This window comes from Vibrio sp. SG41-7, from assembly GCF_014164465.1.
Taxonomy (GTDB): Bacteria; Pseudomonadota; Gammaproteobacteria; order Enterobacterales; family Vibrionaceae; genus Vibrio; species Vibrio splendidus.
In genome coordinates, this window is record NZ_JACJFF010000040.1 from 1 (window position 1) to 22,190 (window position 22,190).

A 22,190-nucleotide genomic window follows, 5' to 3' on the forward strand; every position below is an offset into this window, starting at 1 on the left:
GCGCACACCTCATCATAGAGCTGAGACTAATGGCAGTCTCTAATAGACTCTGAATATATTAGCGCAAATCAGCTCGTTGTTTTTAACTCTACTTGCAATAACGGGACGTACCATATATTGGGGCAATGATCCATAAAGATCTTAATTGACATATCTTTGACATTAACGCTCTAGACCGACCGGTTTGTATTGGTTATTGTTTAGTCATCAACTAGAAATGAGGTAAATACCATGACAACCAATAATTTTAATTTTCAACTTAAAACCATTGTTCATGCTCAAGAGAATGGCATTGAAAATATCCCTTCTCTTTTTGATCGCTTAGGTGCGCAAAGAGTCGTGCTCTTTTCTGATAAAGGCTTGGAGTCTCTTGGTTTTGTTGAGCAGTTCTCGGCGTTGTTTGTAAACGAAAAGGTGAACCAGCCAGGCAATGAACAAGCGGTCCAGCTTGTTGGTGTGTACACCGATATCGCGCCAGACGCGACTTGCGACAACATCAACGCTGCCATTGAGTTTGCAAACAGCGTCAATGCTGATGCGATTTTGTCTGTTGGCGGCGGCAGCGTGATTGATGCTTCTAAAGGTGTGAAATACGCATTTCATAAGAAGATAGATGACATTCGCACCGTGATTGCGGGCGGCGGTCATATGGATGTGTGGCCAAACAATGAAGACATTCGAGTGCCACACATTGCGGTTCCGACAACGGCTGGCACGGGCGCAGAAGCCTCTCCGATTGCTGTTTTTTACAATGAGCATGAAAACATTAAGGCAAGTCTAGTCGCATCGGGATTGGAAGCTGATATCGCGATCCTTGATCCAACGGTGACCACTAAGCTGCCAGCTCACCTTACTCGTTCTACAGCCATGGATGCGTTAACACACGCTGTTGAAGCGATTGTGTCACCGATGAGTAATGCATTCACTGACGCTTACGGCATTCAGGCAGCAAAACTGATTATTGAAAACTTACCCTTGGCATTGAAAGAGCCAGAAAACCTAACCGCACGTGGCAATCTTCTTCAAGCAAGCACCATGGCGATCTCTGCATTTTATTCGTCTTTGGGCGGTATTCCGATTCACAACTGTGCTCATGCCTTTGGTGCGATTAGCCACATTCCACATGGCGATGCCAACACGGTGCTGATGCCGGTTGTGATTGAAGCGCTGCCTGAATTCTATATGCCGAATGCGGCGAAGTTAGCTCAAGCTTTCTCTGTCGACACTACGGGAACCGATGAGATGGTTTACCAGAGAGTGTTGGATTTCTTAAACAACTTCCAAACCAGTGTCGGTGCGATGAAGCGTTTCAGCAGCTGGGACTTTGATGCGCAAGAGAAGAGCAACATTGCAGAAGCGATTGAAAAAGACATCTGTTTTCAGTTCTACCCAATCTCGAAACAGACGATTGAAACCATCATTGAGAAAGCGATTTAAGTCTCTGTCTTAATCGACTGAATGTTATGACCATTTAATTCAGTCGATGATTCTCTCCCTGATTCACTCAACAATTATTACTCGAGAGCCAATTATGAAAATTGGAAACGTATTGCTATCAAGCTTGTGCATCATCGCGCCATTCCTACTTTTCACCTAATTCATTCAACAGGGACGTCGAGACCTTTATTCCCGAGGAGGAAATAAATGCTCAATAAACGTTTAACTACCGTGATTTTGGCGGGTGTTTTGGTTGTTCTTTTTTTTGCCAAGGCAAGCTTTGGAAGCGAGAGCTTTGAGAATGAAGCCACCATGGATCAATCGCAGCAGCATCAAGACGTCGTGAAACTGTTGGATGAAGCTTACCAAGGGCAACTGGAAGCCCAGCTCTCTGTCGCTTACTTATATCTGAGCGGAGATGGCGTAGAACAGAATGATGAAAAAGCCGCGGAGTGGTTCGTCACCGCAGCCAATAACGGTAGCCCTGAAGCTCAAACACAGCTTGGATTGATGTATATCTCTGGAAGTGGCGTTCAAGCCAGCCAAGCGGAGGCTGTCACCTGGATTGGCATGGCAGCAGCTCAAGAGTATGACCCCGCGCTCGACTTATTACATTGGATGTCGCAAGCCGCGCACTAATTCAAATCCTAACTCAGGTTAATCACAGAAAGGTTAACCACAGAAAAAGTTAATTACTGAAACAAGTTAATCACAGAAATTGGAGAACGTCTTATGCAGACATTCAAGAAATCTTTAGTCTTCACTGCAATGGCCGCGGCAAGCAGTGCTGCTCTGGCCGCAGAATCAGAAAAACCGAATATTGTTGTCATTGTTGGCGATGATGTGGGCTTTGCCGATACTCAGCCTTATGGCTCAGAAGCCAATACACCAAACCTAATGGCGCTGGCTGAAGAGGGGGTTAAGTTTACTAACTTTCACGCGTCACCAACCTCATCGGTAACGCGCTCTATGATGTTAACCGGAGCAAACAGTCACGAGGTTGGGCTAGGCACCTTCGACTATGCTGTCTATCCGGGTGCGATTGGTAAGCCGGGTTATGAAGGTTACCTCACCAAGAAAGGCGTCACGGTCGCAACGCTGCTTGAAGAGAGTGGCTATAACACTTACCTGTCTGGTAAATGGCATTTGGGACACGAGGATGGATTCTTACCGGATGATCGAGGTTTTGGTGAGAGTTACGGTATCTTAGCGGGCGGTTCGAATCACTTTAACCGAGATATGATGTTCCCAGCTAAAAACGCTGCGACAGCGGATGCGCTACAAAAAGGCGATATTCCTGGTGTTGAAATTGAGCCAACTTACCGTAACGGTGAAGTGGTTGAGGACAAGTACAAAGGCGAGTACTCAGACCAAGTTTACACCAACGAGATCATCAAGATGATCGACAGCAAAAAAGACGACGGTAAGCCTTTCTTCGCTTACGTCCCATTCACCGGTATTCACCTGCCACTGCAAGCGCCTGAGTCTGCCTATCAAGATAAAGTCGATTACTACGTTGAGCATGGTTGGGACTCGGTTCGAGAAGACCGTTTTCAACGCATGAAAGAGATGGGTGTGATTCCAAAAGATGCCGATATTTCAGATCGTAACGCATTAAGCCGACCTTGGGATTCGCTCTCTGAGAAAGAAAAAAAGTGGTATGGCAAGAAAATGGCTGTCGCGATGGGCATGATGGAAATGCAGGACCAACAAGTCGGCCAGATAGTCGATTACCTGAAAGAAATCGGCGAATACGACAATACCTACATTATGTATCTAGCGGATAACGGCCCAGAAGCGGCGGATATTACCGGTGAAAATATCAGTGATTTGATCCGAACATGGACTGCTCATCATTTCGATAATTCGACTGAAAACCTGGGTAAGGCGAACTCCAGTGTGTCACTTGGTCCTGAGTGGGCAAGTGCTTCAACCGGTGGCCTATCTTGGTACAAAGCTTACACAGCAGAGGGCGGTATCCGTGTGCCATTTATCGTTAAGCCAGCCAAAGCACTTTTAGACGGTGAAGATGCGTTGCAACCGGGAACTCAGACAGACGACTTATCCCAAGTGAAGGACATTGCAGCCACGATTCTTGAGATTGCAGAGGTTGATCATCCAGGAACCGAATATCAAGGTCGAGAAGTGGCGCCGATGAGTGGTGTGAGCTTGTTGCCTTACTTCAAAGGGGAAACGGCAGACGTGCACAGTGCCAACAATGCGATTCCATTTGAATTGTTTGGTAGCGGTATTCTGCTTAAAGGTGATCATAAGATCATCCGAATTTCTACGGGAATGGGCGGTGACAGTGAGTGGCACTTATACAACACCAAGAAAGATCCAGCTGAGCAACATGACTTGAGAAATGAAATGCCAGATCTGTTCCTTGAAATGGTCGCTGAATATCAAGAATACGAAAAAGCGCAAAATATCGTCCCGGTTGACGAAGCGTGGAACCCGTTTGAAAACGTGAAATAGAGGAAAAAACCACTCGGCCAACCTAATGCCATCAAGCTTGGTTGGCCGATGAACACCGTGTAAAGGAATTACGAATTGTTTTAGCTAATACAATAACTTTTACATCGAGGCACTCTTCATGACGACATTATCGCTATCAAATTTGAGTTCAGTTCCGCAGTTCAATGGCAAAGCACACAGCAAACTTCAGGCGTTAGCAAAACCGATTGGGGCGGTGTGTAATATCAGTTGCACCTACTGTTATTATTTAGAAAAACAACAGCTGCTTGAATACCCAAAAGGCTCTCAATATACGATGGATGAAGTTCTGTTAGAGCGTTATATCAAGCAATATATAGAAGGGCAGAATACGCCTGAAATCATCTTTTCTTGGCACGGTGGAGAGCCTACCTTGTTGGGGGTTGAGTACTTTCAAAAGGTCGTCGAGCTGCAGAAAAAATATTGTCCTAGCTACAGCAAGATCAGCAATGACCTTCAAACCAACGGTACGTTACTGAATGATGCGTGGTGTGAGTTCTTTAAGAACAATAACTTTATCATTGGCGTGAGTATTGATGGCCCAGAGCACTTACATAATCACTACCGAACCAACCGTGCAGGCAAAGGCACTTTTTCTCAAACAATGCGTGGTATTCACTACTTGAAGCAGCATAACGTCGAGTTCGCGACCCTAACCTGCGTGAATGATGTGACAGGAAAGTATCCGTTAGAGGTCTATCGCTTTCTGCGAGATGAAGTGGGTTCGAAGCAGTTGCAGTTTATTCCTGTGGTCGATAAGCGCGAAGCTCACACCAACAATAAATGGTTGAGCAACCAACAAGCGATCATTCCCGTATCAGGCGAGGTTGAAGCTTGGAGTGTCGATTCTGTGCAATGGGGAGAATTCCTCACTACCATTTTTGACGAATGGTTCGAACATGATTTTGGTCGGGTATTAGTGCCGTACTTTGAAAATTTTGTCGGAGTGTGGATGGGCAGAGAAAGCACCATGTGTACCTTGAGTGAGATCTGCGGAAAAGGGTTAGCGGTTGAGCCCAATGGCGATGTGTATTCATGTGACCATTATGTCTTTCCTGAATTTCAGCTAGGTAATATTCAGGAACAAGCACTTTCAACTTTAGCCTTCTCGCCAAAGCAGCAGAGTTTTGGGTTCGCCAAACAGAAGTCTCTGCCGAAACAATGCCAAGCCTGTGAGTTTAAATTTGCATGCCATGGCGAGTGCCCTAAAAACCGCATCATCAAAAGCCGAGATGGTGAGGCTGGGTTAAATTATCTCTGTGAAGGATGGTTGAGCTTCTTCAAGCATATCGACCCTGTTATTAAGGGCTTACTCAAAGCCAATAATATCCCGTCTCGTCTGGGGTAACGGAGTAAGCGTGAATCGATTTAATCAAAATTTACAGTAAGATAGAAGGCTCGCTAAATTGTGCGAGCCTCTTGGTATTTGGTATTTGGTATTTGGTAACGGGTATCTAGTCAGCCGATTCTTGTGCCGAGCTCATGGCAAGAATAGTTTCATCCATGGCATTGTTTAGAATCGAACGGTTACGCTGCATAGCGGCCATGAGCGTTGAGCCAAGCCATAAACCATAAAGCGTTCGAGACAGCGATTCTGGCTCTGCGATAGTGAAATCACCGGCCTCATTACCTTCTTCAAACAGTTTTGCCATACGCAGGATGATCTTTTCAGCGCCTTCTGCCATGGTCGATTGCAACGGGTTTTCAGACCCAGCTACTTCTCCCGCCAGTTTTACGACAAGACATTGGATGTTGAAGTCTTCAGTCAGTTTCGATGCACACCAAAACTCGAAATAGGCTTTTACGCGGTCACGACGAGAAAGCGACTCATCACTTAAAAAGTCGTCCAGCTTAGCGAGATGCTCATCAAAGTAGTTAGTAAGAAGGATCTCACCAAAGTGTTCTTTGGATTTGAAGTAATGGTAAAAAGAACCCTTCGTGCCTTCCGCTTGGTTGATGATTTTTATCAGGCCAACACCAGCAAACCCGTGTTCATTGATAAGGCTAAACCCTGCATCGAGCATAGCTTGTCGCATGTCTTTCATTGTTCTTACTCTTTATGCTGAGAATGAGGAATAGTGTAACGAGCAACATACCAACCGTCCAGTCTAGCGCGTTAGGGCGCGGTCAATAATTGACTCGTTTCGTCAAAGTAACTTTTTCTCTTGTTGGCACTTCTAAGCGACAAAACTTCTTTCAAGATAAGCACATCCTACAAATCGAAAATAACAACCTTAAAGGGCTTGTTTGGTGCCTTAAAATGGCCAAAACAGGGTGTTTTAAGTTGCTGTTTTTGTTGGTTTTTAATTTGGTGTTTTCTTAAGATCGCAATGGTAGTCTTAGCTTAATTTCTTTAGGGGGCTAAATGGACACCAATAACAGCACTTATCATCAGCACAGTTTTGCTCAGCAAGATTTATCAGAGCTTACATTTACAGCCTGCACGTTTATCCGTTGTGATTTCAGACGTTCGAACTTGCGTGATGCGACGTTTATTAACTGTAAGTTTATCGAACAAGGCGATATTGAGGGATGCCACTTTGATATTGCCGACTTACGAGATGCAAGCTTCCAGAATTGCCAGTTGGCGATGGCGAATTTTAGTAACGCGAATTGCTATGGTATTGAGCTACGTGAATGTGACTTGAAAGGGGCGAACTTTACTCGTGCTAACTTTGCCAATCAGGTAAGCAATAGAATGTACTTTTGCTCAGCATATATTACGGGCTGTAACCTGTCATACGCCAATTTTGAACAAGCTTGTTTAGAGAAGTGCGAGCTGTTTGAGAACCGTTGGATAGGCACTTACCTTGGCGGCGCGTCTCTGAAAGAGTCTGATCTCAGCCGAGGTGTGTTCTCGGAAGATGTATGGGGGCAATTCAGTATGCAAGGTGCTAATTTATGCCATGCTGAATTAGAAGGGTTAGACCCTCGCAAGGTAGACACATCGGGGATTAAAATTGTCGCTTGGCAGCAAGAGCAACTGCTTGAAACCATGGGTATTGTGGTGATGCCCGATTAATAGAGGCAGTGAGGTAGAGTGAGTCGATAGTGAACGCTGTTGTTTTGTATTATTAATGCCTGTTACACTATAGCTTCGCGGCTGCACATGTTTATATTCAGTTTAATCTAGAGAAAATTATGACTATCGAAAATGTGCTTCCTGAAGGTTACGCAGAAATGCTTAAGGTTTGGGAGAATTCGGTCCGAGCAACTCATGACTTTATTACAGAAGAAGATATTGAGTTTTTTAAACCTATCATCATGGAACATGCGTTCCCTACGGTTTCTTTGAAATGCGTTAAAAATGAAAGTGGTTCGATTGTTGGCTTCGTGGGTGTCCATGATGCAAAAGTAGAGATGCTTTTCGTTTTAAATGAAGTTCGAGGGCAAGGCGTAGGTACGGTGTTGTTGCAACATGCCATTAAGCAGTTAGCAGCCACTAAAGTTGACGTTAATGAGCAAAACCCACAAGCGGTAGGTTTCTATCAGCACATGGGGTTCAAAATTGAATCACGCTCTCCAATTGATGACATGGGAAAACCATTTCCAATTCTGCATATGACGCTGTAAGCCTCGGTTGTCGCATCACTCGGTTGTAATCAACCACAGTCGCTAGAAGAAAAGCCCAAAGCTAATAACTTTGGGCTTTTCCGTATTTGGAGTTTCGTCAGACTTTTTTATGCAGGTCGTTTGCATGTCGTGAGGCTGGATGAGTGAGTTAGCAGTTTGTTATGTCGTAAAATTTCAGTTGAATGGTGTTTAGATTTCATACGCGATCTTGATCACTGATTTTAGCGTGTTACATTCCTTGCTTTACGAATATAAACATCACCATTATCACAATTAATTTATGGTCAACCGTCTAACCTGAACTCACGTCTCATTTTATTGTTTTAAATTAATTTTGGTTATTGAGGTTAATGTCAAACTTAAACTATTGACTTGTTTTTAATTGTAAATTTGTAATTTAATTACAGCTTTAATTTGAGGGGTAGCGTAGAAATATCCGATTGACAGTTATTTATAGGTGACTAAAGTCACGTTTCTTTGCCATTTCTCGATTCGACAACTTCCATTGATAATAATCCCAACAACAACGAACAAGAATAACTGGGATATATTATGCTTTATGACCTTATTGACCACGACTTAATTGATGTCATTAACCACTCTGAATATAAGTGGGAAGATGCAGTTAAAGAAACGACTCGTTATTTGCAAGATAAAGGTTACGTTACCGATAACTATGCCAATGCGATCATTCAGTCAACGCATGATAATGGACCTTATTATGTTCTTTGTCCAGGCATTGCTATGCCACATGCCCGTCCAGAAGCAGGTGTACTAAAGACTGGGTTGGGTATCCACGTTTTTTCAACCCCAGTTGATTTCGGTTCAGAAATGGGACCAGCGAATGTTTTATTAACATTAGCTGCAAAGGATTCAGATACACACATCGAGGTTATTCAAGCACTTAGTGAAATGTTAGTTGATGAAGAAAATATTGCCAAGCTGGCGGCTTCATCTTCAAAAGCTGACGTACTTGAAATTATTAAAAGCTACTAAGAATAACCTTTGAAAATAAGGAATATACCGTGTCTACAAATATAAGAGCAAAAGTGCAATCTTTTGGTGGTCATCTGACCGCGATGGTATTGCCAAATATTGGAGCCTTCATTGCATGGGGCTTTATTACTGCATTATTTATTCCAACAGGTTGGATGCCTAACGAATATTTTGGTGAATTAGTTGGTCCGATGATCACTTATTTACTTCCTCTGCTTATTGGTTATACCGGTGGACAAATTGTCGGGGATAAGCGTGGTGCAGTTGCTGGTGCGATAGGTACCATGGGTGTTATCGCTGGCGCTGAGATTCCAATGTTTGTTGGCGCAATGATCATGGGTCCATTGAGTGGCTGGGTGATCGTTCAAATAGATAAACGCTTACAAGACAAGATCCCTTCAGGTTTTGAGATGGTGGTAAACAACTTCTCGCTAGGCATTTTCGGCATGTTGATGTGTCTATTTGCTTACGCGATTGTTGGTCCTGCTGTGACTGCTGCGAACCTATTCGTTAAGTCGGGTATCGAAGCGCTTGTGGCAACTGGTTTTCTTCCGTTACTTGCCATTATTAATGAACCCGCAAAAGTACTGTTCCTAAACAACGCTATCGACCAAGGTATTTACTACCCACTAGGTCTACAAGCGGCGGCGGAAACGGGCAAATCGATCTTCTTTATGGTGGCGTCAAACCCAGGTCCTGGTCTAGGTATGCTTTTGGCTTACGCGAAATTTGGTCAAGGTCTAAGTAAGAAATCAGCACCAAGTGCAATCATCATTCACTTTTTCGGTGGTATCCATGAGCTGTACTTCCCATACGTGCTAATGAAGCCAATCATGATTGTTGCGATGATTGCTGGTGCAGCGACAGGTATTGCAACGTTCAACTTACTTGATGGTGGTCTGGTTGCTGGCCCTAGTCCGGGTTCGATTTTCTCTTACTTAGCACTCACACCAAAAGGAAGCTTCTTCGCAACCATCGCAGGTGTGGCTTCAGCAACGGTTGTGTCTTTCCTTGTCGCAAGTGCAATCCTGAAAGTGAGCAAGAAAGAACAATCAGAAGACGAGTTTGAACAGTCGATAACCGACATGAAAGATATGAAAGCAGAAGGTGTGGTAGCAAAAGCATCAGCTCAGGCTTCAACAGAACAGCCAAAAGAAGTAAAGAACATCAAATTTATTGCCTTTGCATGTGATGCGGGAATGGGCTCAAGCGCCATGGGAGCATCGACTTTCAAACGCAAACTAGAAAAAGCCGGTTACGATGTTCAAGTTAAAAACTTTGCTATCGAAAAAGTCCCAACTGATGCCGATGTGGTGGTGACTCACGAGAGCCTAGAGAATAGAGCGATTAAAGCAACGGGTTTACCTGTGGTCACTATCAAGAACTTCTTACATGACCCTGCATTAGACAACCTAATGAACACCATAGGTCAACAAGCTTAATTTAAATTTTGGGGGTCACTCAGTGGTCCCACTTTCGGAGAGAAAATCATGACTCAAACAACTGCTGCTGTTATCCGTGGTGAAAAAGATGTTCAACTTAGAACGTTCGATCTTCCAAAAATTTCTGATGATGAACTATTAGTTAAAAATATCTCAAACAGCATCTGTCTTTCTACTTACAAAGCAGCACTGTTAGGCAGCAACCATAAACGTGTACCGGGAAATATTGCTGAAGTACCTGTAATGACAGGCCATGAATACGCAGGTGTAATTGTAGAAGTAGGTGCTAACTTACAAGACCGTTTTAAGCCGGGCGAACCATTTGTACTGCAGCCAGCAATGGGTTTGCCAACAGGCTACTCAGCAGGCTACAGCTATGAAACGTTCGGAGGCAATGCGACGTACTCAATTATCCCTAAAGTAGCAATCGACTTGGACTGTGTATTGCCTTACAAGAGTTCGTACTACGCTAATGCCTCTTTAGCTGAACCTATGTCATGCATCATTGGTGCGTTCCACGCAAGCTACCATACAACGCCTTATGTATATGAACATCAAATGGGCATCAAAGAGGGCGGCTCTCTTGCATTGTTAGCATGTGCAGGTCCTATGGGAATTGGTGCAATTGACTACGCGATTAATGGTCCAGTCAAACCAAGTCGAATCGTTGTCACCGATATTGACGAAGCGCGCCTAGAGCGAGCTGAGAGCCTAATTTCTGTATCAAAAGCAGCAGAAAACGGTATCGAACTGTTCTATGTGAATACCGCTAAGTTAGAAGATCCTGTCTCACACCTTAAGCAGTTGAATGATGGTAAGGGGTATGATGATGTCATGGTGTATGCCGCGGTTGCACAAGTGCTTGAGCAAGCGGATGAGTTGCTAGGCAATGATGGTTGCTTAAATTTCTTTGCTGGCCCAACGGACAAGCAGTTCAAAGTACCATTCAACTTCTATAATGTTCACTACGAAGCGACTCACATTGTTGGCACTTCTGGTGGCTCTACGGGTGATATGGTCGAGTCTATTGAGCTTTCAGAAGCGAATAGAATCAACCCTTCATTTATGCTGACACACGTTGGTGGTCTAGAAGCGGCACCGCATACTATTCTCAATCAGTTAGAAATTCCGGGTGGCAAGAAATTGATTTACCCACATATCGACTTACCGCTGACAGCGATTGACCAATTCCATACACTGGCAGAGCAGTCTCCATTCTTTCTGGAGCTTGATGAAATTTTGAAAGCCAATAATTACGTTTGGAATGAATTGGCAGAAAAAGCGCTACTTGAATTTTATGATGTGAGCTTAACCGTTTAATATGGTTCATTATTGTGGTGGCGAGTCAGCCACCACTGCTTCATGAGGTAATTGATATTTTGCTGCAAGATGAATTATTGGATGCATTGGAACAGTGTGATTCCGCGACGAGTTTGATCGAAGCGTCTAATAAGTTAATAAACCAAAAACTGAAAAAGCTATTACCGAACGTGTTTGTTCAAGATGCTTTGGTGATGGAGTACGCCGTCGTACCTCTTTTAAAAGAAGATGGGCCTCTTGTGACAACCGACGTCGCCTCTAAATTGATGTTTGCGATGGGTAAGATCTCTTTGGAAACCTACGCAGATATTGGCTTATTCGACCAAATGTATGAATACACTAGTAAGCAATCGCAAGTACTGACATTTGGCGATGACATGGTTTACGACTTCATCAGTAATCAATCAAACCTCTCGAAAGGCAAAGATAGCTTCTACTTAGATTCAATTAACCAATTAAAATTCTCGTCATTCGATTCATTCACTCAAACACGTTACGAGTCGCTGATTAAAACAGTGCTGAAACTCTGTTGCGAGAACTTGTTGGGAAGTATTGAGAAAGAGATATTAGGATAAGGTTGAACATGAAAGTTTCCTTAAATGTGAGTGGCTTTGAAACCGAAGCGACATTCCCTGATAAAGATATTGAACAGATTCATAAACCACTGGTTGAAAAATTTACGCGACTTTTTGAGCAGAAAAAAGAACGTACGATAATCTTTTTGTGTGCCCCTCCTGGCAGTGGTAAATCGACGTTAGCCGCGTTTTGGGAGCATTTGTCCCATCTACAGACCAACGTTGAGCCACTTCAGGTATTGCCATTTGACGGTTTTCATTACCCCAATGAGATATTGGACTCAAACTACATCGTTCGTGATAAAGAGAAAATTAAACTCCGTACCATTAAAGGCTCTCACGAAACGTTCAATTTAACCTCGTTGATCGATAAGTTGAAACAGCTGAAAGTAAAAAATCCTACGTGGCCGTACTACGATAGAAATCTTCATGATCCTGTGGATGACGCAATCTCGGTAGACAAGAACATTGTCGTGATTGAAGGCAACTGGTTGTTACTGAATGAGCCTGTTTGGAATGGATTACATGAGTTGGCTGATTTCACCATCTTCATAGACACTGACGCTAAGTTCCTCGAAGAGCGCTTAGTAAACCGCAAAGTGCGAGGAGGTAGCTCATTAGAAGAGGCGGTCGAGTTCTATAAAAATTCAGACTCAAAGAACGTCGATAAAGTGTTAGACCATTCTATCCCTGCTGACCTAACACTCTTCATGAATCAAGACGGTTCGTTTCAAATCAATTAAACAATTTAGGAGGTCATAATGGAGATTGTTGTCGACAGCCATACTCATACATTGGCAAGTGGCCATGCCTATAGCACCATTATCGAAAATGCACTGGCATCGAAAAATAAGGGGCTAAAACTCCTTTGTACAACGGATCATGCTCCTGAAATGCCGGGAGCCCCCCACTACTGGTTTTTCAATAACCAAAGGATTTTGCCCCGCTTTCTGCACGATGTAGGTATCTTGCGTGGTGTGGAAGCCAACACACTGAACACTGCTGGGGAGTTGGATCTTCCTCCGTCTTCTTACCAACACTTAGACTGGGTGATTGCGAGCTTGCATGAGCCAGTTTTCAAGCCATCGACGGAACAAGAGCATACACAGGCGTTAATCAACGTCATTAGGAGTGGCAAAATCGATGTGCTAGGGCACTTAGGGAACCCAAACTACAAGTTCGATATGGAAGCGGTTCTGTTGTGTGCAAAGGAGCACGATGTTGCGATTGAAGTGAACAATACGTCATTGACAGGCAAGAGCCGAAAAGGAAGCGATGTGCGATGCTCAAAAATTGTCGAGATCGGCAAGCGAGTTGGCGTTTACTTTTCTACAGGTTCTGATGCGCATTTCTGTGAAGAGATTGCTCATCTGGGTCTTGTAAAAGCATTACTTGAAAAGCACGGTGTGGAAGAAGACAAAATAATCACTACCTCAACATCCCGCTTTTTGAATTTTTTATTATTGCGCGGTAAGAGTCGAATCGAAGAATTTGCACACTTATATTAAGTGCGTTGTTGAGTTAATGATTACTGGTATCAAAAAGCCCAAAGCTAATAACTTTGGGCTTTTCCGTGTCTAGGGGAGTTTGTTATTTATCAAAGCGACGCCTCAAACTGAGATCACAGTAATCTTGTCAGTTGTTGTGTTTGATATACTCATCATTCGTTCGAAAAAAATGACGGAGATGATATGTCGAAAACCGCGAAGATCATTAATGAAGATAAGCTGGTAAAAAAAGCAGTTGAGGTCGGTTTTAAGATGGCAAAACTACAAGGTTTTGATTTGCCACATTCATCTCAACCGATAAAGGTTAAAGCGGTGTATTTGTTCCTTGTAGAGGTAAATCAGATCACACCGTTACCTGATGATAAGCTTGATGGTGCCAATATTAAAAAACGTTTGGCGCTATGGATTCACAAAGCACTGCCTGATAATGACCCATTGAAGTAAGGGCGCCTTCGCCTTTATCGTCTTCAATGAGAATTCCTATGTGTTTCTAATTGAAAAAGCCTAGCGATCCCTCGCTAGGCTTTGTTGTTTTTGTATCCTTTTTTATCAATGATAAATTGCTGTTTCTTCTCGTTTACACAGCTTGTACCGGTTCTGTTGGTTTGTGGTTTTCGCCTTTATTTGAGCCATCGTTTGTAATGTGATCGTATTTTTCGGTTAAGTGATCTTGAATCTGTTGGTGATACACCCCGTTCAGCTTGTAGAAGCGGAAGTAGATGATTAACGCAATGGCAAAGAAGAAAGCAGGTAGGCCGACCATGATGCATTGCATGCCAAATACGGTTTCTGGGCTTTGCGTTACGTTAGGTACATAGTCGACGGCAGTGAGCGAGATACCGATGAAGAAAGCGGCAAATGCAGAGCCTGCTTTTACGACCAAAGTTTGCACCGAGTAAGCGATACTTTCACAACGAGCACCTAGTTTAAACTCACCGTAATCGACCGTGTCGGCAACCATGATCACGTTGAGTACCCAGAACAGGGCTGTACCGATTTGTAGGAACACACCCGCCGTTGAAATCAACAGAATGCTTTGTTTGTCGTACATGCCAACATAGATCAGAACAGCACTGCCTAAAATAGGGAAAGTGGAAGCACAAGCCCATAGGGTGCGGCGTGAGAACATTTTTGCGAGTTTAGGAAACAGCACCAGTGTGATGAGGTTTGCGATGCCTGCATAAGCCATGTAGTAAGGGAACAACTCTTCGTTACCTACAACATAGGTGAAGTAGTAAACCGCGAAGGCTGTGATGATGTTGGTCGCTAAGTTGTAAGACAGTGCCATGCATAGAACGCTGGTCAATTGATCGTTTTTGTAGATAAGTGACAGTAGCTTTTTCAGTGATACTTTTTCTTCAGGCTGTGTGGCGTCCAGGTTTGCGGTTGAATAGCGTTCTTTGACATTACGCAGTGTGATAAACGTAGAGACTAAGAAACAGGCAATCAACAGTAGCGTAAATATTTGAAACCCAAACCCCTTGTCGTCACCACCTACATAGTTGACGAAGGGCATTGCAATGGCAGCGGTTACTATCCACGCGAGGCTCGCAAAGAAGCGAGGATATGGGACTAACTCTTCGCGTTCGCGTTTATCTAAGGTGAGTGTTGGGACTAACGACCAAAAAGGAATATCCATTAGTGTATAAGTCATGCCCCACAAAATATAAGTGACAGCGGCGTAGGCGATGAGCCAAGGACCTTCGATGTAGTGTGCACTAAACACCATGAGTAGCACGACAGAGTTGGCGAGCGTGCCAATTAAAATCCAAGGTTTGAATTTGCCCCAACGGGTGCGCGTATTGTTGACCAACCAGCCCATGATTGGGTCGTTGACCGCATCCCAAATACGGGCGACGAGGAAGATGGTGCCGACGGTAGCGGCAGAAATACCGACTACATCCGTGTAGTAAAACATTAGGTACATATAGACGATGGTGATTGCGAAGTCTTTACCAAACGCCCCAAAGCCATAACTTAGCTTGGTATTCATAGAGATACTCATTGCCACTCCTTACGCCTCCTCTGTGAGAAGGCGCTAATATTCACGTTATTGTATTTTTTATTAGTATGGAATTACTTGTTAACCCACTCTGGTAACCAACCCTCATGAGCCTCAATCAAGTCGTCAACCAGCGCGTATATTTCTTCTATTCCAAGTACAGCGGCTGTATGTGGGTCCAGCATCGCAGCATGATAAATACGGTCGCGGTTTTCAGTGAGAATGGCTTCCGTTAATAGAGTTTGAACATTGATGTTGGTCTGCATTAACGCGGCTAAGTGGTTAGGTAGGCGACCAGCTTTGATCGGTTGCACACCATTCGCATCCACCAAGCAAGCAACCTCAACACAGCAGCCTTGCGGTAAATTGTCGATCAAGGCTTCGTTTTTAACGTTGCCATAGATGACGCTCGGTATACCTGTCCAAATGGAGTTCATGATGGTGCTGGCGTACTCATGAGACTCATCAACGGTAATTTTGTCAGCTGTTTTAAATTCTTGAAGGTCGCGTTTCCAATCGGCAATTTGCTCGACACAGCGCTTCGGGTACTCATCAAGTGGCACTTTATAACGTTCAATTAAATCTGGGCGATTCGGCTTGATAAAGTAGGGGGTGTATTCCGAAAAATGTTCAGAAGACTCAGTTACAAAGTAGCCCAATTTTTTGAACATCTCGTAGCGAACCAAATTTGTGCAGCGACCATTGTGATAAATCCCCGGTTTAGGTGCTTGGCCACTCTCAAAGGCTTCAAGTAGGTCTGGATAAATGTCGACGTACTCGCCACTTGCTGTTTTCTTCTCGAGGGTCAGGTAGTAAGCCATGTGGTTGATGCCAGCGCAGGTGTAGCGAAGGTCTGCGTAATCTAAGTCTAGATCTCGTGCTAGTTCTTCAGCAGTACCTTGTACAGAGTGACATAAACCGACTTGTTTAATGTGCGGGTATTTCTCGTACATTGCCCACGTGTTCATCGCCATAGGGTTGACGTAGTTGAGCATAGTGGCGTTCGGACAAACTTCGGTCATATCTTCACACACGCTCCAAAGGTGCGGGACCGTGCGTAGCGAGCGCATAATACCGCCTGGGCCTAGTGTGTCTGCGATGGTTTGTTCCAGGCCATGGCGTTTACACACCTCGAAATCCGTGACTGTACAAGGTTCATAACCGCCGATTTGGAAAGCGATGACAACGAAGTCTGCATCTTGTAGTGCCTCTTTTTGATTTAAGTGACATGAAATAGAGCCAGTAGCGCCTGATGACTCCATCAACTTACTGACGACAAGGTGAGACTCTTCTAAACGGGTCTCATCAATATCCATTAGGGCGACATGAGCGTTTTGTAGTGCAGAACGATGGAAAACGTCACCAAGAATGTTCTTAACAAAAATAGTTGATCCTGCACCGATGAATGTGATTTTAGGGCTTTGCATAGTGGAATCCTTTATCTCTCTGAGTTCTTTGTTGATACAGACAAATTACACCTAGAACCCACATCGATTCGTCTCAGATAATCAAATAGCTCTCCCGTTTTCTAATATTTTTAAATCATTGAATGGAAATCTTAGGAAATGGGATAACTTGCTGGCTTTTAAGGAGAAGGGTTGTGCAATGAAACGAGTTTTGCACTTAAGATGCTGACTCTAATCACATTGTGCTGATCTTATGAAATGGGGTATTTCGGCACCATGATCGCCTTAAGAGTTTTATTATCGAGGAACTGCTAAAAGTCATTTATACGATTTCCTAAGGAACGAGATATGCCGCAATCAACCCCTGATACGCTGAGAATTATCACTTTAGATAAGTACTCATCCGAGACCGTGTCGGTAAGCCCGCTTTCTCTCTATTCTTCCTATGAGAAAATCGATATCGAACTCAGAGCTCCTCACTCCATGCCCGGCTATCATTGGCATGGTCAAATTGAGGTGAATATTCCTTTTGGGGATGATGTGGAATACATCATTAACGGCAGCCCAATCGTGGTTAAGAGCGGATCGATTGGCTTGTTTTGGGCATCGGTACCTCATCGACTCACCAATCCCGGCCAAAGCCATAATATGGGGATCATCAACATACCGATTCATCATTTTATGTCGTGGACTCTCAGTCGAGATTTAGTCAATCAGATAACTCACGGCAGTGTGTTGCAATCGAATTCTTGTTCGCTAGTGAGTGAATTTGAAATTGCCCGTTGGGTACAAGAGATAAAGCATTCGTCAGAAAGCCGCCAGCAGTTGGCCATCGATGAAATTGGCTTGATGCTTAAGCGAATCTGCCTTGATGGTTGGCAACAACTGCTCGTAAATCGACAAGACAAATCGACCTCAAAAGGGGTGTCGAAACACTCTCAATTCTATGTCAGCCAAATGTTGGAATACATCGCCACGCATCACAACCAGCCATTAACCGTGAAAGGTATCGCAGCACATATTGGATTACATGCCAACTATGCAATGAACGTATTTCAACGAACGATGCAGATGACCATCAAGCAGTACATTACTGCGATGCGCATCAACCATGCTCGCGCTTTACTGAGTGATACTGACAGGACCATTCTCGATATCTCACTCACGGTGGGCTTCAATTCGAGTAGCCGATTCTATGAAACCTTCCAAACTTACATTGGCGTCACGCCGACGCAATATCGAAAAATAGCGAGGGAAGATCACCGGTGGAGTAGTCATGGAGCCAGTCCCGTCTACGACCTTGAGAAAGGCGCGTGTGATGGTAAAAGGCCGCTAACGGTCACCGAGAACTTAAAGGAAAAGTGGTAAGTGTTTATTCCGTTGCGTAAAGATGGCTAATACCCTGAACTAGGGGCTAAGGGGCTAAGGGGCTAATAAAGCAAGAATAGCCCTTGATATCCCCCAAGCTTAACTTCTTTCACATAGTCGCCAATATTGCCATTCACATCGACGGGCCTCATTGGCTTGTTTAATGGAATACTGAGTTTCGGTGCCGAATAGAAGTCACGATTTTTGCCATAGAAATCGGTTCGATAAAGTATGCGCCCATGCTCAAACTCTCTCGCGAGCACCATCTCTTGTGGGCCTCCCTCTACGATGTTTGTTTCCGATCGATAAAGAAAATAGGTATAGGTTGGTAACAGCAGAACCTTACCGCTTGGCAGATCAGCATGCACAACTTGATGCTTGGTTGAATCGCCGACAATGGTGTAGTCACTGGGTGTCGAGTGTGTGGTCGAAAGCATCAACGGAATGGGCTCTAATCTATTCGGAATCCGGTTGGCTGGAAAGCCTAGGTCGATCTTGAGCAGTTGTGTCGGTCGGTAAGCCATGTTTTTCGGCACACCACTCTTCCAAAAATTCTCTTCGGTAGTATTGCCGCTGCCATACACATAACTGCTATTCCACTGGTTAAAATAACTATGTTGTGGTTGGTAGCTGAGGTAATAAATAGCGAGAGTTGAATACTGATCTTGTTGCCAGTTATCTTGGCTGTTACCTAGGTATTGAACGCGCCCATAGCGAGTAGTGGCTTGGAATATAACGTTTGAATCAGTGTTAGCTAACGCTGAGTTATCCCAAAACTTAGACAATCCGGCATAACCACTAAAGCCTGTAGAGGGAAATAAGTAGTGCTCCCTAAAGTACAGGTTTCCTGAGTCAATTAAGTGTGATTGCCCGTTTCGGCCATAAAGGTTGGCGGTTCCAATATTAAGGCCAATTGAAAGCTCATCGTCGCTAGCTGATAACTGTTTGAGAAAGTCTGCGAATTGTTCTTTGTATCGCTTATCCGCTTCATCAGACCCTACGACAAGACCAAGCTCTTGAATGGTTCCTCCCGAATAAACCTCAAATTGATTGCTGCCAAGGAGTTTGTTGGTATCGTCGTTGTAGGCGCCATTGAGCCCTTGTTGCCCCCAATGTTTGGAATAGTAGTTTCGCATCAACATCAGTAGATCTGGGTTTGCAAGGTTGGTCAATGACCATGATGAGTTTTGGTTCCACATTCGGCCGAAAGGAATGACGCGAGACTCCCAACGAAATCGAGCCGTAGCCAATTTGTTGTTCCTATTTTTATATTCAACAGGTGATAAATAGCTGTCTTGGTCGAGATCGGCTGATTGGTCAAAACCACGGATTTTTCGCCAATGCTTTGTTTCGTTTGGTGGTTGTGAATCTGTCTTTGAAGTCTGCAGATCTTTGAGTACGATTCTCGGAAAATGGTCATTCAATTGAACTTGATTTAAGCGAGGGCGGATACCATTTTGGTTCCCTTGCCAGCGTACCCTAACAACGTATAAACGCCCGCCATCTCGAATAAACGTAGAACCAAAATACTGACCCCCACCATAACTCTGACCACTTCCATCGTGAGTGCTTGCTCTTACCCAGTTAGATGGGACTCGCCAGTTTACGGCTTGGTTTCGGGTCATGTTGCTTGTGTTATCTTCCGTTATAACGACGTTAGACCATGCCGTGACTTTGCCCTCAATGTTCATCGATGATGGATACTCAATCTGAAACTCTCCGCCCTGTGCAAAGTGTGAAAATTCAAATGCTAAGTGATTGAATTTCTCAGAGTGATAAACGTAGAGAGCGCCACCTTTGTCAAAGTGTTCAAACACATCAGCATCCCAAGGTGGTGGTTGATAAAGAGCAAAGCCCGCGTGCTTTTCATCAGCGGTATAGCCGATAATCATAGGTTTGCGATTTAAAGTGGTATTGGAACCGTGACTTGTATCAGGCTCTGCCAGAATCGTGTCTTCTGAAAAGTGTAGGAAAAAATTTTCGTAATCAATGCCATTTCGCTCTGCGGCATTTCTAATTTCGTTTTCTAATTCTCCTGAATTCAGATCCAATTTTTGGTTGTACATATAACCAATCGCGCTGACGCTTTCGTTATCATTTTTATCGGTGTAAGCCCCAAACACTAAGTCACTATTGTTGACCTCCCAATCGATTAGCTCTCTGGCTGATAAGGGGGAGCCATGTAAATTGAACCCATTCTCATGTTGGCTTGGTAGCACAATGGTATAGCTTGCCAAGCTGGTGTTTGAAGACACAAGGCATGTAAAGGGAAGGGCCAATAGTAGTCGAGTACGGTGTTTTTTCATCAAGCTTCCTCGCCACAATGGGAGCGATTTAATATCAGCCAAATTAAGCATCTCACGCTATGTCAGTGTAGCAAAGTACGGTATTGGGGGTTCGGTGTACATCGGGAGGTTAGCTCGAATAGATATCAGAACGTAGCTTCTAACTTGACAGTTTGGAGGTTACTAACAACTATTAAGTTGATGATTTTAAATCCGTAATCCATTGGTTCACCTAAGTTGAATGGCTAAGGACGTAGGTGCGGGTGTTTTATGATGTTCAATATGACTGAACTCGATAAATAAGGAGGGGATGCCTCTTATGATGTCTTTACTGTTTTTGTTATTACTTGTAGCGATGATATGTGCTTTTTTTGGTACAAAGACCGCTGCGTATGGCTTTTTCGCTAGCTCAGTGATCCTTGGTTTGTATTGGTTCAATCATCATGCGACTGATCCACTCTCAATCTTATTGTAAGGAGCTAGCATGAATCGAAATCAGTTAACTCTCTTGAATACGCTTGGCCTGCTAGGCATGACAGCCGTTTTATTGATCGGCTTTGTTCTGCAGTTCGTGTTAAATGAACTTCCTTGTCCTTTGTGTTTGTTGCAGCGCATTGGTTTTGTGATGGTGGCGTTTGGCTTCATGCTGAATGTGGTTTATGGGCCTCAATCTCGTCACTATGGCGTCATTCTGATTGGCGCTTTGTATGGTGTGGCCACATCGCTAAGACAAGTCTCTTTGCACGTAATTCCCGGAACTCCAGGTTACGGCAGCCCTATTTTGGGAATGCATTATTACACTTGGGCCTTTGTACTGTTTGTGGCGACGATTCTTGCTGTGTCGATTATTTTGATGCTGACCAATAAGACCGAATCTCATGAACCTTACAAGATGGGTAATTTCGGGCGGATTGTGTGTCTTCTGGCAATCGCGGTGGTGGCCTTGAATGCTATTGCTACGTTTGTGGAGTGTGGGCCATATCAGTGTCCGGATAACCCGGTGAGCTATTGGTTACTCAATCAAGGTGCTGGTGGATAATTTCTGTGCTTAGAAAAAAGAGCGGGAGGCAAGCTTCTCGCTCTTTTTGTATGCGTTGTATTCTCAAATCCCGCTAACGCTTTGGGCTAGCGACTGATCTGCTTAATGATTTACTTGCTCAACAATCTCTCGCGTTAGGCGGGCAATCTCATCCCACTCTCCGTTTTCAACGAGCTTTTTGTCCACCATCCACGTACCACCGCAGGCTAATACTTGAGGCACGGCTAAGTAGCTATCGATGTTTGATGGCGTGATACCGCCTGTCGGCATTAGTCTAATGTCGCCATAAGGTCCGACTAACGATTTCACCATACTGATACCGCCAGAAGCTTCTGCTGGGAAGAACTTCAAGGTTGTTAAGCCCATCTCTAATGCCACTTCAACGGTGCTTGGATTGTTCACACCCGGAATGATATCGATACCGATCTCTTGGCATGCTTTAACTGTGTTTGGATTGAACCCCGGTGATACCACAAACGTCGCGCCAGCTTCTTTCGCGGCCAGTGCTTGCTCACGGTTCAAGATGGTGCCCGCGCCGATCAGCATTTGTGGCTGTGCTTGGCGAAGCAGTCGGATAGCTTCAACAGCGGCGTCTGAACGGAACGTAATTTCAGCGGCGAGAAGCCCATTCTCAGCCAATACTTTGCCTAGAGGGATAATATCCTCTGCGTTATCAATGGCGATAACAGGGATAACTTTAAGTGCTTTTAGCTGTTCGTTAATTGTAGACATGTGTACTTCTT

21 protein-coding genes are annotated in these 22,190 nt (G+C 44.2%); 16 read left to right on the plus strand and 5 right to left on the minus strand.

The annotated features are described in order from the left end of the window. The first annotated feature begins 231 nt into the window (after nucleotides 1–231). The 4 genes from H5300_RS12455 (at nucleotide 232) to H5300_RS12470 (ending at nucleotide 5,281) form a co-directional block, all read left to right on the plus strand. Nucleotides 232–1,437: an iron-containing alcohol dehydrogenase gene (locus H5300_RS12455; RefSeq protein ID WP_182796086.1), complete on the plus strand. Its 1,206-nt coding sequence runs from the start codon at nucleotides 232–234 to the stop codon at nucleotides 1,435–1,437. Between the two features lie 207 nt (nucleotides 1,438–1,644). Then, entirely contained in the window at nucleotides 1,645–2,076 is a 432-nt protein-coding gene (locus H5300_RS12460) for a tetratricopeptide repeat protein (RefSeq protein WP_102482270.1), read from the plus strand. A 93-nt stretch (nucleotides 2,077–2,169) separates the two neighbouring features. Further along, nucleotides 2,170–3,915, plus strand: a complete 1,746-nt coding sequence (locus H5300_RS12465; RefSeq protein ID WP_182796087.1) for an arylsulfatase — start codon at nucleotides 2,170–2,172, stop codon at nucleotides 3,913–3,915. A gap of 118 nt (nucleotides 3,916–4,033) precedes the next feature. Then, complete coding sequence (locus H5300_RS12470; protein WP_102491299.1) at nucleotides 4,034–5,281, plus strand: anaerobic sulfatase maturase; 1,248 nt, start codon at nucleotides 4,034–4,036, stop codon at nucleotides 5,279–5,281. Nucleotides 5,282–5,387: 106 nt separating this feature from the next. Here the strand turns inward: H5300_RS12470 and H5300_RS12475 are convergent, their stop codons facing one another. Continuing rightward, nucleotides 5,388–5,978, minus strand: coding sequence for a TetR/AcrR family transcriptional regulator (locus H5300_RS12475; protein ID WP_182796088.1), 591 nt, complete (start codon nucleotides 5,976–5,978; stop codon nucleotides 5,388–5,390). A 320-nt stretch (nucleotides 5,979–6,298) separates the two neighbouring features. Here H5300_RS12475 and H5300_RS12480 point away from each other — a divergent pair, with 320 nt between their 5' ends. From H5300_RS12480 to H5300_RS12520, 9 genes are all read left to right on the plus strand, one after another. After that, nucleotides 6,299–6,955, plus strand: a complete 657-nt coding sequence (locus H5300_RS12480) for a Qnr family pentapeptide repeat protein (protein ID WP_054545985.1) — start codon at nucleotides 6,299–6,301, stop codon at nucleotides 6,953–6,955. Nucleotides 6,956–7,074: 119 nt separating this feature from the next. Continuing rightward, the gene (locus H5300_RS12485) at nucleotides 7,075–7,506 is read left to right on the plus strand and encodes a GNAT family N-acetyltransferase (RefSeq protein ID WP_182796089.1); all 432 of its coding nucleotides are present in this window, start codon (nucleotides 7,075–7,077) and stop codon (nucleotides 7,504–7,506) included. A gap of 552 nt (nucleotides 7,507–8,058) precedes the next feature. Continuing rightward, the gene (locus H5300_RS12490; protein ID WP_182796090.1) at nucleotides 8,059–8,502 is read left to right on the plus strand and encodes a PTS sugar transporter subunit IIA; all 444 of its coding nucleotides are present in this window, start codon (nucleotides 8,059–8,061) and stop codon (nucleotides 8,500–8,502) included. 29 nt (nucleotides 8,503–8,531) lie between these two features. Beyond that, nucleotides 8,532–9,944 carry a PTS mannitol transporter subunit IICB gene (locus tag H5300_RS12495; protein ID WP_020477289.1) on the plus strand — a complete coding sequence of 471 codons (1,413 nt, stop codon included), beginning with the start codon at nucleotides 8,532–8,534 and terminating at the stop codon, nucleotides 9,942–9,944. Nucleotides 9,945–9,992: 48 nt separating this feature from the next. Next, a complete protein-coding gene (locus H5300_RS12500; protein WP_182796091.1) occupies nucleotides 9,993–11,264 on the plus strand; it encodes a zinc-binding dehydrogenase in 1,272 nt (423 codons plus the stop codon). Between the two features lie 56 nt (nucleotides 11,265–11,320). After that, entirely contained in the window at nucleotides 11,321–11,839 is a 519-nt protein-coding gene (locus tag H5300_RS12505) for an MltR family transcriptional regulator (RefSeq protein ID WP_162267336.1), read from the plus strand. 8 nt (nucleotides 11,840–11,847) lie between these two features. Beyond that, nucleotides 11,848–12,582 (plus strand): nucleoside/nucleotide kinase family protein, encoded by a 735-nt coding sequence (locus H5300_RS12510; RefSeq protein WP_061020997.1) that lies wholly within the window; start codon nucleotides 11,848–11,850, stop codon nucleotides 12,580–12,582. 18 nt (nucleotides 12,583–12,600) lie between these two features. Next, entirely contained in the window at nucleotides 12,601–13,347 is a 747-nt protein-coding gene (locus tag H5300_RS12515) for a phosphatase (protein ID WP_182796092.1), read from the plus strand. A gap of 183 nt (nucleotides 13,348–13,530) precedes the next feature. Further along, nucleotides 13,531–13,791, plus strand: a complete 261-nt coding sequence (locus H5300_RS12520) for a DUF5062 family protein (RefSeq protein WP_004732406.1) — start codon at nucleotides 13,531–13,533, stop codon at nucleotides 13,789–13,791. A gap of 133 nt (nucleotides 13,792–13,924) precedes the next feature. Here H5300_RS12520 and melB read toward each other — a convergent pair whose 3' ends face one another. After that, on the minus strand, nucleotides 13,925–15,352 hold the full coding sequence (melB, locus tag H5300_RS12525) for a melibiose:sodium transporter MelB (RefSeq protein WP_182796093.1): 1,428 nt from the start codon (nucleotides 15,350–15,352) through the stop codon (nucleotides 13,925–13,927). A gap of 71 nt (nucleotides 15,353–15,423) precedes the next feature. Next, a complete protein-coding gene (locus H5300_RS12530) occupies nucleotides 15,424–16,776 on the minus strand; it encodes an alpha-glucosidase/alpha-galactosidase (RefSeq protein ID WP_182796094.1) in 1,353 nt (450 codons plus the stop codon). Nucleotides 16,777–17,103: 327 nt separating this feature from the next. Here H5300_RS12530 and melR point away from each other — a divergent pair, with 327 nt between their 5' ends. After that, nucleotides 17,104–18,123: a transcriptional regulator MelR gene (gene melR, locus H5300_RS12535; RefSeq protein ID WP_182796095.1), complete on the plus strand. Its 1,020-nt coding sequence runs from the start codon at nucleotides 17,104–17,106 to the stop codon at nucleotides 18,121–18,123. A gap of 62 nt (nucleotides 18,124–18,185) precedes the next feature. Here the strand turns inward: melR and H5300_RS12540 are convergent, their stop codons facing one another. After that, nucleotides 18,186–20,429 carry a hypothetical protein gene (locus H5300_RS12540; protein ID WP_182796096.1) on the minus strand — a complete coding sequence of 748 codons (2,244 nt, stop codon included), beginning with the start codon at nucleotides 20,427–20,429 and terminating at the stop codon, nucleotides 18,186–18,188. Between the two features lie 298 nt (nucleotides 20,430–20,727). Between H5300_RS12540 and H5300_RS27715 the strand changes: the two genes are divergently transcribed. After that, the gene (locus H5300_RS27715) at nucleotides 20,728–20,883 is read left to right on the plus strand and encodes a DUF5993 family protein (protein WP_004732395.1); all 156 of its coding nucleotides are present in this window, start codon (nucleotides 20,728–20,730) and stop codon (nucleotides 20,881–20,883) included. A 9-nt stretch (nucleotides 20,884–20,892) separates the two neighbouring features. Then, a complete protein-coding gene (locus tag H5300_RS12545) occupies nucleotides 20,893–21,447 on the plus strand; it encodes a disulfide bond formation protein B (RefSeq protein ID WP_102445511.1) in 555 nt (184 codons plus the stop codon). Between the two features lie 102 nt (nucleotides 21,448–21,549). On the opposite strand, the gene H5300_RS12550 is transcribed toward H5300_RS12545, so the two are convergent. Beyond that, nucleotides 21,550–22,179 (minus strand): bifunctional 4-hydroxy-2-oxoglutarate aldolase/2-dehydro-3-deoxy-phosphogluconate aldolase, encoded by a 630-nt coding sequence (locus H5300_RS12550; protein ID WP_182796097.1) that lies wholly within the window; start codon nucleotides 22,177–22,179, stop codon nucleotides 21,550–21,552. Nucleotides 22,180–22,190 lie beyond the last annotated feature (11 nt).

What these genes read in the sequence shown, in the direction of transcription:
- H5300_RS12510 (WP_061020997.1), top strand. Translation starts at nt 11,848, where the DNA reads ATGAAAGTTTCCTTAAATGTGAGTGGCTTTGAAACCGAAGCGACATTC.
- H5300_RS12485 (WP_182796089.1), top strand. Translation starts at nt 7,075, where the DNA reads ATGACTATCGAAAATGTGCTTCCTGAAGGTTACGCAGAAATGCTTAAG.
- H5300_RS12455 (WP_182796086.1), top strand. Translation starts at nt 232, where the DNA reads ATGACAACCAATAATTTTAATTTTCAACTTAAAACCATTGTTCATGCT.
- H5300_RS12490 (WP_182796090.1), top strand. Translation starts at nt 8,059, where the DNA reads ATGCTTTATGACCTTATTGACCACGACTTAATTGATGTCATTAACCAC.
- H5300_RS12515 (WP_182796092.1), top strand. Translation starts at nt 12,601, where the DNA reads ATGGAGATTGTTGTCGACAGCCATACTCATACATTGGCAAGTGGCCAT.
- melR (WP_182796095.1), top strand. Translation starts at nt 17,104, where the DNA reads ATGCCGCAATCAACCCCTGATACGCTGAGAATTATCACTTTAGATAAG.
- H5300_RS12480 (WP_054545985.1), top strand. Translation starts at nt 6,299, where the DNA reads ATGGACACCAATAACAGCACTTATCATCAGCACAGTTTTGCTCAGCAA.
- H5300_RS12460 (WP_102482270.1), top strand. Translation starts at nt 1,645, where the DNA reads ATGCTCAATAAACGTTTAACTACCGTGATTTTGGCGGGTGTTTTGGTT.
- H5300_RS12470 (WP_102491299.1), top strand. Translation starts at nt 4,034, where the DNA reads ATGACGACATTATCGCTATCAAATTTGAGTTCAGTTCCGCAGTTCAAT.
- H5300_RS12550 (WP_182796097.1), bottom strand. Translation starts at nt 22,179, where the DNA reads ATGTCTACAATTAACGAACAGCTAAAAGCACTTAAAGTTATCCCTGTT.
- H5300_RS27715 (WP_004732395.1), top strand. Translation starts at nt 20,728, where the DNA reads ATGATGTCTTTACTGTTTTTGTTATTACTTGTAGCGATGATATGTGCT.
- H5300_RS12545 (WP_102445511.1), top strand. Translation starts at nt 20,893, where the DNA reads ATGAATCGAAATCAGTTAACTCTCTTGAATACGCTTGGCCTGCTAGGC.
- H5300_RS12465 (WP_182796087.1), top strand. Translation starts at nt 2,170, where the DNA reads ATGCAGACATTCAAGAAATCTTTAGTCTTCACTGCAATGGCCGCGGCA.
- H5300_RS12540 (WP_182796096.1), bottom strand. Translation starts at nt 20,429, where the DNA reads ATGAAAAAACACCGTACTCGACTACTATTGGCCCTTCCCTTTACATGC.
- H5300_RS12500 (WP_182796091.1), top strand. Translation starts at nt 9,993, where the DNA reads ATGACTCAAACAACTGCTGCTGTTATCCGTGGTGAAAAAGATGTTCAA.
- H5300_RS12530 (WP_182796094.1), bottom strand. Translation starts at nt 16,776, where the DNA reads ATGCAAAGCCCTAAAATCACATTCATCGGTGCAGGATCAACTATTTTT.
- H5300_RS12520 (WP_004732406.1), top strand. Translation starts at nt 13,531, where the DNA reads ATGTCGAAAACCGCGAAGATCATTAATGAAGATAAGCTGGTAAAAAAA.
- melB (WP_182796093.1), bottom strand. Translation starts at nt 15,352, where the DNA reads ATGAGTATCTCTATGAATACCAAGCTAAGTTATGGCTTTGGGGCGTTT.
- H5300_RS12475 (WP_182796088.1), bottom strand. Translation starts at nt 5,978, where the DNA reads ATGAAAGACATGCGACAAGCTATGCTCGATGCAGGGTTTAGCCTTATC.